Source organism: Chitinophaga sp., assembly GCF_036569125.1.
Lineage (GTDB): Bacteria > Bacteroidota > Bacteroidia > Chitinophagales > Chitinophagaceae > Chitinophaga.
Window position 1 is genome coordinate 1 of the sequence record NZ_DATCRF010000397.1, and the last position, 9,656, is coordinate 9,656.

The window sequence follows — 9,656 nt, forward strand, 5'->3', positions numbered from 1 at the left end:
GTTATAAGATAGGGCAGAAAATAAACCCAACCGGTATTGCCGCCGCCATTGCCTCTTAGGTCTACAATAAGGTATTTGGTATTCTTGATAGTAGAATCACTCGCCGCTATCAATTGTTGGATCTTGCTGTCGTTGTTATAAAAACTTGGGATCTTTAAATAGCTTACTTGGGCATTTATTTTCTTAAATGCGAGACCATTGTTGTTATTCTTCCAGGTTGAAAGCTCCTCGTTTTCAGCTGCTGTCATTTGTTGCGGAGAAACCTTGCCCCACACTGTGTGGTTCCAGATCCGTAATAGGTTACCGGTTTGTTTGGCGGGGAAATCAGTGCTGACAAATCCATCATATTTTTTCACTACGTACTGATCTCCTTTGGGCGTAAGGATGAAATAAACGAACCCTTTTGGAAAGCTGTCAATAGATGATTCGCATTTGATCGCTTCGAAAGTGCCGTTAGTGGATCTTTGAATGGCGATCCTGGTGGTACTATCGGGACTTATCCAGATCCCTTCAATAGGTAAAACTGGTTTTTGGGAATAACTGGTAACAACGCTGTCGAAATCCTTCGTGTTGGTATAAGAAATAATAAAGTGCTTGTCCTTGAAGGATCTTACATACTCACGAATAAGATAGTAACATTTCTTGGGCTCAGTTACTGCGGAAGCTTTTGCCTGTAGCCGTGAAACCAATTGTTTATACCCGGCATTCACTTTTGCAGGATAGCCCGCATAGTTGGCTTCAGTTTCCTGGATTGTTTTGTTTAAATTATCCAGGCAATTACAGGTTTCGGTTTGCGCGTTTGCGGCCGGTATCATTAACAGTAAGGCAAATACTAAGGCCAGTTGGGTCAATATTATTCTTTTCATAGTTCGTTACAATGCTTTACAAGTTGGCATTAATCCCACCTTCTTCAGGTGTAGTCAGTAAAATAATGTAATATTTATAAAGTCACAAATTGGGTCAAACTCCTTGTATTGTTCCTGCCCATTTGATTTGAGAAGGAGCGATTGTTTGAACACCGGATTGGATTGGCAGGGGATCGAATACAATTGAGTCAAGAATACAAAAGGATTATATAAATTACTTATCAATTGAGATTCGATGAAGGAACAGGAAATGAACTTAAACATCAGGTATGATGCCCCTGATGAAGTTTGGGATAAAGTCCCCGTAATTTATGCGCAGCTTAATGGTTGGCTGGGATATGGGCTTGGTGGTGATCACGGCGAAAAAGGAATACCATACTGGTTTAGTTTCAACGAGGATGAAAAACATATTTCCGCATCCGTTGAACCTGGCGGCCTTCAATTTGTTGGTTTAATGGATACCGAAGAATGGGACATATGGGTTAAAGCCATTAAAGAAATTGCAACAAAAGAACTGGGCTATAAAGTTGGAGAAATAGAATTGGGGGAGGTGGATTTCTGATATGTGTGCTTCAGGATCGGATTTACACTGATGTTGAATTGGGCGATCTGTTTGCCGCTTCATCGCAGAATTAATAGAAACAAAATAAACAAAAAATAAAAATCATGAGAGCAATTAATCCCTGGATCAACTTCAACGGCAATGCCGAAGAAGCACTCACTTTTTACAAATCAGTTTTTGGCGGCGAGTTTACAAAAATCATCCGGTTTAAAGACTTATCAGGCCCCGAGTATCTGGTAGCCGAAGACGAGGCAAATAAAATAATGTACATCGGTTTGCCGCTTGGCAAAAACAATGTGTTAATAGCCAACGATGTTCCCGGATTTTTTGGACAGGTAAGCGAAAATGAAAACCGGTCTAAAATACATGTGAATGCCGAAAGCCGTGAAGAAGCAGATAAGATATTTAACGGATTATCAGCAGGCGGGGAAGTGGAAGGGCCCATTGACGACAGCCCATGGGGTACCTATGCCGGAATGTTCCGGGATAAATATGGTATTGAATGGATTGTAGAGTTTGACCCGGGTTATAAAGGATGAGGTTAGTAGTGTTCTTTTGTTGCGCACGTGTGCCGCGTGTGCGCAATGAGAAGTTTCTGGCAAGCTAAGAGACTTTATAAAATGCCCCATCCATGAATCGGGGATTTTATAGAGTATGGGATTGGGGGCAATGAGACCGCAGGATAGGTAAAAGATTCGCAGAGCAAGTATCTGCGAACCTTTTACTATATATTATTTTAATACCAGATTACTTTTATTAAGCACTATTGACTTCACTTTGCATCTTTCCACCATGAGCCGCATTGTGCCGCTACGCATTGGAGTGACATTTTGTGTTTGAAATGTAAATTTTATTTCTACGGCTTCTGCTGCCTGATCAGGGTAGGTAACCGTAATCAGGGGAGAACAATTCCGGCTGCCATTTGTGAGGGAGACACCATCCTGCCGGATAGACAATGCTTGCGGCCATCCCCATGCATCAGCGGCAAAGATCAGGTCATCACCAGTTTGGTTCTCAAAACATATTTGGCCGAAATATGCGTCTCTGTCTTTGTTGTAACAATTGCTTTTCCGCATGTCCGCTATTTTTGCTTCAAATAGGTCATCTATTGGAGCACGGTCATTTGTATTGATCTGTTTGGCCATGTTCACATTCGCAGCATTACTAACACCATTGACTGTATTCCGCATTAGGTTATTAATTGCATCTGTACGTGGTACGGCTCCTTTTTGACCACCAATGGAAATGCCTTTTTGTATATCCAGGGCTTTAACTGTTATGTCGATAGTATTATCAAGTGGTGTAGTGGTACCCGTAATGATATATTCAACGCCGGCCATTTCTCCCAACTTGAGAGCGTTAGCGGGGGTTGTAAGTTTTTCTTCCGTCATCTTGAGTTCCTGTAGCAGATCTTTGAGCCGGCTTCTGTCTACTACCTCCAGGTTGGAGTTACTAAGTTCTATACTAAATACCTCTGCTATGTATTTGCCTAGCTCTGTTACATTTCCTTGAAGGTCTGTAAAGTTGCTGACGGCTAACCTTTTTTTTCCGGTCCTTAGAAGGCGCTGTGTAAGTGTATCGCTCATCTTTTTGATCTGGCCGTCAAAATCTTTTTGGGCATATACACTGTTAAGAAGTAGGCTGAAGAACAGCAGTGTTATAAGAAGGTAGAAAGATTTCATTACAGGTCTATTTTTTTGTTATTTAAAAAGGAGAAGATTTCATCATAGTTGCGTTGAGCAGCTCTATTCTTGGAAATGTCACTAGCGGTAAGTGTGCTTCCTTCCCGTAATATTACCTCTGTGGTTTGGGCATTTATCACTATTATGTCCCAAATGGTGATAGCTTTATATAACGCCGCGTCTACACTGCTGTCTTCATAGGTCGTATTGCAACGCAACAGGCATATATGGCCTGTAATAAAGGGGGAAATCGCTTTTATGGTCTGCACATTATGCTCGATTATCTTGTCAAAAGAGCCATTAGAGATTATTTCAGTTTGCAAAGCAGATTGGGACGAAGGACCAGCCTGAGATGCCCAGCCATTCAATTTATTAGTCAGGATGGTGCTAAAATGTCCATTTTCAGTTGCAAGGACGGCAATACCTGTAAATGTATTTGCCATGTGTGGTTGAATAGGTTGGGTAGGCTCTCCGGTGGCGGCCGTAATAGGTTGCCTATTGTAATTTTTGAGAGGATGACTGTCTGGATTGGAATGAACATCTGTGACATCACTCTTAACCAGGATAGTATCACGGTTAGTTGTAAATGTTGTTGCAATATTTTTCTCTTTATTGCAATTTCCCGGCCAGCCCATGATGGTGCATATAGAAGCGACAGCGCCAAGAATTAGTAAGAAGGGATGATCTTTCAGATATTCTCTGAATGTTGCCATACTGGGGTTATTTTAGGTAATGAGGGTATTTTGAGTATTAGGGATTTATACAAACGAATTGGTTATTCTATGATCCAAAAAGGCTTTGAAGTATCAAATAATACTTCAAAGCCTTTTTCCTATTTCGTAGCGAGAAAGGGAGTTGAACCCTTGACCTCAGGGTTATGAATCCTGCGCTCTAACCGCCTGAGCTACCTCGCCATATAAGCCCCTCTTTTTACGGAGGGAGTGCAAAGATAATGGTCAATCCTGAAATATCAAAAACTAATCAATTTTTCTTAATAAATCCCCGGTACCAGCCGCTTAGTATGCTTTTTATATTCCAGGTAATCCGCCCCTAAAGCCTCCGACAGCATGGTTTCCTCCACATGGATCCGGTACAGGAAAGCAGTCGTCACCGGTACAAATACCACCAGCAGGGCTACCCAGTTATTCATGGAAATGCCAAAACCCAGGAAAGAGAGCAATGAGGCTGAGTAGGAGGGATGCCGTACATATTTGTACATCCCATCCCGCTTAACAGTATGCCCTTCCCGGATAGCTACATTCACCGTAAAAAAACGGCCCAGGGAAATAACCGCGATCAGCCGCAGCACCATACCGGATATAATCAGCCCAATGCCCACAAGGCCAATAACAGGCGACTTTATAATCGGGAAATAGGTCCGTTTAGAGATGTTTACAGCAGCAATCACACAAACCATTGCCGTTATCCATATATAGGTCAGGGTGTGGTTGTCGGGTTTTTTATCATTTTGCCCGGCACGCAGCACCCGGTTCAGGATAATCTCTGATGCAAACCAGCAGAAGTAGATAATATTGAAGAAGAGCTCCATGGCAGTCTGTTCTCCTAAAGATAATGGCTGCAATAGCAATAAACAAGCATTGCAGGGCGGCCGTCCACTGGTGTAAAAGTGATAAAGCGGAATGAAGAATATTTATCGTTCAGTAAAATATTCCTGGAGGAATAGCAGCAAATAAAAAAATAGCCACCTATGCCGGGTGGCTATTCATGTAAAATCTAAATATTAAAACGTATCAATCCAAAATTAACTCCATTTGAATATTGGCCCTTTCATACGGTGAGGGCGGGCCGGTTATTTTCTTAAACCCAAGTTTGTGGTAAAGGTTAATAGCCGGCTTTAAAATAGTATTGCTTTCCAGGTACAGGCGGTGCGCGCCAAGGCTGCGGGCTTTTTCTATAATAGCATTCCCCAGCAACCAGCCAATGTTCTTACCGCGCGCTTCCGGCGACACAGCCATCTTGGCCAGCTCATAACCGCCGTCCTCCATTTTAATAAGCGCACAGGTACCCACCGGTTCGTTATTATAAATAGCCATCAGGATATATCCGCCTTTTTGCAGGATGTATTCTTTGGGATGATCCAGTGCTTTATAATCAGCCGCTTCCATTTTAAAATAAGTAGTGATCCATTCTTCGTTCAGCTTCCTGAATGCTGCTGCGTGTTTAGGCTGGTAATCTATGATCTGCACCTCCGTGCTTTCCCGTTGCTTTTTCTCCTCCTGTACGCGCCGCAGCAGACTTTTCTGCTCCAGCAGGAATTCCCATTCTGCAATGCCCTTCCACAGATCATACTGCGTGGTTTTCATGGCCGTATCCACCGCAGCGCCTACATCTTTATACTGGTCCTGTATCTTAACACGGATGGCTTCTCCGGCAGGGGAGAGCGTAATGTAGTTCTTACGCCCATCCTTCTTGCCTTTCTTCTCTTTCACATATCCCTTCTTGGCCATTTCCCGCACAATCTGGCTCACAGAAGGGTGGGTATGTCCGATCTCCTGCGCTATTTCTGTAATGGTTCTTTCCTCCCCCCGGGAAAGCACATAAAATACCGGGAACCATTTAGGCTGCATATCAATAGCATACAGGCTGTAGATCTGTGAGGCTTCTTCTGTTAGCAGGTCGCTCAGGCGCCGCAGCCGGCTGCCCAGGGCCATTTTTCCTATTTCATCGTAAAAATCCATGACTATATCTTTAATTACGTAACTGCTTACATAAATTTATGGAGAAATATTTTTCCGGCCAAATTTTAGTTGCTGCCGCTTATTTGGAACCCGGAATGCAGCCTGTATATTCAACTTGTTATTCAGGTTACCGCTATAGGCCGGTTTCATAGTTTAGGGAGGCCGTAATTGCTCCGTAATTGCCCCGTAATTGCTGCGACATTGCTGCGCAACTCGTGCGCAACTCGGGTCGGGGTTTAGGATTATAGCTATTGAGAATAAAATGTAAAATGGGTAAAGAATGTGTGTTTCATTCTGAGGCATCGTGTCTTTCTCATTTTGCCTGGATCCTGTAAACCTAAATCAGGATTACAGCAGGCTATTGTAAACTTCAAACAGGATTATTTAACTCAGGTGTAAACCTATTCCAGGACAAGACATCCTGTGTTTTTCCCATGTCTTTCCCATGTGTTTCTCATGTCTTTCCCTACTAGATCCCATGTTTTTCCCTAGTCCATCCCTAGTGAAGTCCATGTCAGGACATACTTATTTTACAGATCCACAGCCCATATGGCATATGTTGTTTCCTGTAAAAAGGGTGATCCTACATACCGGCAATTCCCGGCAGCTCATAATCCCTTTCCCTTCCCCCCATGCATCCGCATATGGCTCGCTTCCAGCAAAAGGGTGACCATATGTGCCGACAATCCATCCGACCGCTTGTAAAACGCATACCGTAATGCCGCTTCCCGGAAAGAATAGTTGCCCAGAAAAGGTTTGTAAAATGCATACCGTACACCCATGCCCAGCTTGTAGCTGTTAAAGGTAGAAAGGTCGTAGTCAGATGTATAGAAACGCTCGCTGAGAAGATGTTCCCTATAGGGTTTAAAATACCTGCTGCCCTGTTGATTATAATATCGCAGCAGGGGTGATAAAGTAAGCCGGGGCGTTATTTTTACCGGTGCTTCCAGCTGCAGCGTATGTGCTGTAATGCCAAAATTATCCCGGTAAAAGCGGTAATAGGAGCGCAAAATAAGCCGCTGGCCTACAAACGTGTTCAGCTGCAGGCCCAGCGGTACTTTCCACCTTTCCCGCGGCAGGTTCTCTACTTTTAAGCTATCGCCAAAAAAATATACCCGGTGAAAAGGGGTGGATAATAATCCATGCTGGTATACCAGCTCCGGGAAAACAGCCAGCTGCATGCGTTCATTGATCACCTGGTACAAAGCAAAGCTGGCATTGTAAGAGCGGCGTTTGTACTCCGTAAACCATTCTTTATACCGCAGCTCCTCCGGGTAAATTAGTTTTTCAGGTGCAAAATGATCAGGGTCCAGCCGGCCCCAGCGCAGATCGTCCAGGAACACCTGCAGGGAAGCGCTTACTTCACGGGTACTCCTGGCATTTGCCTGGCTCAGGGTTACACCGATCGGTACAGAAAAATAATCGGATTCAATAGAAAAGCCGGAGTGGATGCCTACCCGTACACGGGACCGCCGTAGCAGCCTGCTGTAACCGGCATCCAGGTGAGTACGGGCATCTACCCGGGAGGCAGAGGAAACAATATGATCTATTTTGTCAGTGGATGCAGAGGTGATCACATCCACCCCAAAATTTACATGAAAGGTATTTACAGAATCGCGTTTATGCGTAATAGTTACTTCCGGTGCATATACCTGTAATGCCTCTGTACCCATACCGCCGGTAACAGCAGAATGATCGCCCTCCTGTGTGTAATAAGAGAACAGCAGCTGCACATCCGTTTGCGATACCCGCTGCTTTTTATACGTACTGTCTTTTGCCTTTTGTGCAGATGCAGATAAAGCCGTTGCTAAAAGTCCTAATACCAGATATTTCTTTTTCATGCCCTGATTCAGTTACAGCCACATCCTCCGCTGGCTTTGCCATTGCCGCCGCCGCTGGCGCCTTCGCGGTAAGTATGTGCAGCTTCTTCAAATTTTTCTATGTCGGGTTTGCCGGGTTGCATATTTTCATCATTCAGGTAAGCCCGCTGGTAAGGTTTTACACTTACACAGCTATGCAGCGCAAAGATCAGCGCCGCCGCAATGAATAAAATATACCACCTTGTTGTACTATGCTGTTGCATGGATATTAATATGCCTGGATTGAAAAACCTGGTTCTCTGCATCTATAAGCAGGCAATGTACATTCGGTAGCTGATCTACCAGGTACATACCTGCCTCACGCCCCATTACCGTTACAGCCGTAGCCAAAGCATCTGACAGCTCTGCGCTGGGGCTCACCACCGTTACACTTTTAATAAAGGGCACCGGCTTACCGCTTACAGGGTCTATGTTATGGGAATAGCGGATGCCGTTCTGCTCAAAGTATTGTTCATAATTACCGGAAGTAGCTACTGCCGCATTATTTACCGGTAGCCAAAGCATTATTTTAGAAGGGTTATCCGGGTCGGCAATGCCTATTTTCCAGGGACTGCCATCCGGCTGCGTGCCCCAGGCTGTGAGATCGCCACTGGCGTTTATTACGCCGCTTTTCACACCCTTAGTCATCCATAAGGCTTTTACCCGGTCTGCCGCATAGCCTTTACCTACCGCACCAAAACCAATACGCATACCCTTGCGCGATAAGTAAACAGTACGTTCCGGCTGTAGTTGTATATGCTGAAAGCCCACAGCCTTTAGGGTAGCAGCCAGTGTAGCCGCATCCGGTAGCTGAAAAGAGCTGCCTTTGAAATTATACAATGCCTTTAACGCGCCTGCCGTAATATCAAACGCACCCTGTGTAAGTGTGGATAAGCGGATGCAACGCGCTATGAGGGCATATACTTCCTCATCCACCTGCAGTGGCTGCATACCGGCTTGCCGGTTCAGCAGCGCAGTTTGAGAAGTATCATTAAATTCAGTGAGTAGCTGTTCAATACGTTGTATCTCTGCCACACCTTCGTGTAAACGTTGCTGTGAGGTAGCTGCATCCTGCTCTACAACGATCAGCTCAAAGTCTGATCCCATTAACCGCAGCTGTACCTTATGGCTTTGCATACACGTTATTTTAGCATTTGCCGCACCGTGGTAATAAAATCTCCCGCGGTCTGGTGATTGAAAGGTACCTGCGCTAACATTTTTTTTGCAGGGGTAAGCAGCACTATCTGCGGAAAAGCTCCATGCGGATTAAACTGCTCCGCCAGCGATTCATACTGTGTTTTCAGCGGGGCCGGTATTTTTTTACGCTGTGGAAAATCGGCTTCCAGCAGCACCAGCTTGTCATGTGCAAAATGTTGAAAGCTGCTATCGGCCAATATGGTTTTATTAAACTGTATACAGGGAATACACCAGTCAGACCCGGAAAAGATCAGCAGCACTTCCTTGCCGGAGCTTTGCGCCAGCGTAAATGCTTCATCGGGGTTTTTAAGCACCTGCGCCTGTGCAAAAGCAGAAGTAAAAAGTAATAACAACAGCAAGGTTCTGAACATAGGTAATATCATTACACATTACAAAATTAGGGATGTTGTTACGTAAGGCCAATATTAAATTTTAGCCGGATGTTTCTTCCCCCGGTGGTTTCTCCGGTTTCCACTGCTGTAAAATGGTGGGATCCACAGACTTAATATGCAGTTCACGTTGGGGAGAAGGAATATGTATGCCTGCCTTTTGCAGGTTTTCGTATATGCGGATCAGTACATCGTGCTGCAGGGTGCCTGCAAGGCCCAGGTCCAGGATCCAGAAAAAGATGCGGAAGTTAACAGCATTATCTCCAAACTGGTTCAGCAGCACCACCGGTTCCGGGTTCTCCATCATACCTTCCCAGCCCTTTAGCGATTGTTTTAAAATTTCTGTTACCTGTTTAAGGTCCGACCCGTATTCCACGCTTATCGGCAGCTCCACACGGCGGG

At 44.7% G+C, this 9,656-nt stretch carries 12 protein-coding genes and 1 tRNA gene; 2 read left to right on the forward strand and 11 right to left on the reverse strand.

The window, feature by feature from the left end; genetic code table 11:
• On the reverse strand, positions 1–866 hold an 866-nt coding region (locus VIM87_RS14810; protein WP_331997741.1), incomplete at its 3' end, for a S41 family peptidase.
• A 235-nt stretch (positions 867–1,101) separates the two neighbouring features.
• Here VIM87_RS14810 and VIM87_RS14815 point away from each other — a divergent pair.
• Positions 1,102–1,428, forward strand: coding sequence for a hypothetical protein (locus VIM87_RS14815; RefSeq protein WP_331997742.1), 327 nt, complete (start codon positions 1,102–1,104; stop codon positions 1,426–1,428).
• Positions 1,429–1,532: 104 nt separating this feature from the next.
• On the forward strand, positions 1,533–1,967 hold the full coding sequence (locus VIM87_RS14820; RefSeq protein ID WP_331997743.1) for a VOC family protein: 435 nt from the start codon (positions 1,533–1,535) through the stop codon (positions 1,965–1,967).
• Between the two features lie 192 nt (positions 1,968–2,159).
• On the opposite strand, the gene VIM87_RS14825 is transcribed toward VIM87_RS14820, so the two are convergent.
• The 10 genes from VIM87_RS14825 to VIM87_RS14870 all read right to left on the reverse strand — a co-directional run.
• Positions 2,160–3,110 (reverse strand): FlgO family outer membrane protein, encoded by a 951-nt coding sequence (locus VIM87_RS14825; protein ID WP_331997744.1) that lies wholly within the window; start codon positions 3,108–3,110, stop codon positions 2,160–2,162.
• On the reverse strand, positions 3,110–3,823 hold the full coding sequence (locus VIM87_RS14830) for a hypothetical protein (RefSeq protein ID WP_331997745.1): 714 nt from the start codon (positions 3,821–3,823) through the stop codon (positions 3,110–3,112). The genes VIM87_RS14825 and VIM87_RS14830 overlap by 1 nt, the downstream gene beginning before the upstream one ends.
• Before the next feature lie 127 nt (positions 3,824–3,950).
• Positions 3,951–4,024: transfer RNA gene (locus VIM87_RS14835), tRNA-Met, on the reverse strand.
• A 77-nt stretch (positions 4,025–4,101) separates the two neighbouring features.
• Positions 4,102–4,659, reverse strand: a complete 558-nt coding sequence (locus tag VIM87_RS14840) for an isoprenylcysteine carboxylmethyltransferase family protein (protein WP_331997746.1) — start codon at positions 4,657–4,659, stop codon at positions 4,102–4,104.
• 202 nt (positions 4,660–4,861) lie between these two features.
• Positions 4,862–5,809 carry a bifunctional helix-turn-helix transcriptional regulator/GNAT family N-acetyltransferase gene (locus VIM87_RS14845; protein ID WP_331997747.1) on the reverse strand — a complete coding sequence of 316 codons (948 nt, stop codon included), beginning with the start codon at positions 5,807–5,809 and terminating at the stop codon, positions 4,862–4,864.
• A gap of 608 nt (positions 5,810–6,417) precedes the next feature.
• Positions 6,418–7,650, reverse strand: coding sequence for a DUF3570 domain-containing protein (locus VIM87_RS14850; protein WP_331997748.1), 1,233 nt, complete (start codon positions 7,648–7,650; stop codon positions 6,418–6,420).
• Between the two features lie 8 nt (positions 7,651–7,658).
• The gene (locus VIM87_RS14855; RefSeq protein WP_331997749.1) at positions 7,659–7,892 is read right to left on the reverse strand and encodes a DUF4266 domain-containing protein; all 234 of its coding nucleotides are present in this window, start codon (positions 7,890–7,892) and stop codon (positions 7,659–7,661) included.
• Complete coding sequence (locus VIM87_RS14860) at positions 7,879–8,805, reverse strand: FAD:protein FMN transferase (protein WP_331997750.1); 927 nt, start codon at positions 8,803–8,805, stop codon at positions 7,879–7,881. The genes VIM87_RS14855 and VIM87_RS14860 overlap by 14 nt, the downstream gene beginning before the upstream one ends.
• Positions 8,806–8,810: 5 nt before the next feature.
• Entirely contained in the window at positions 8,811–9,236 is a 426-nt protein-coding gene (locus VIM87_RS14865) for a thioredoxin family protein (protein WP_331997751.1), read from the reverse strand.
• 61 nt (positions 9,237–9,297) lie between these two features.
• Positions 9,298–9,656 (reverse strand): hypothetical protein (locus VIM87_RS14870; protein ID WP_331997752.1); only part of this gene is annotated, 359 nt, incomplete at its 5' end.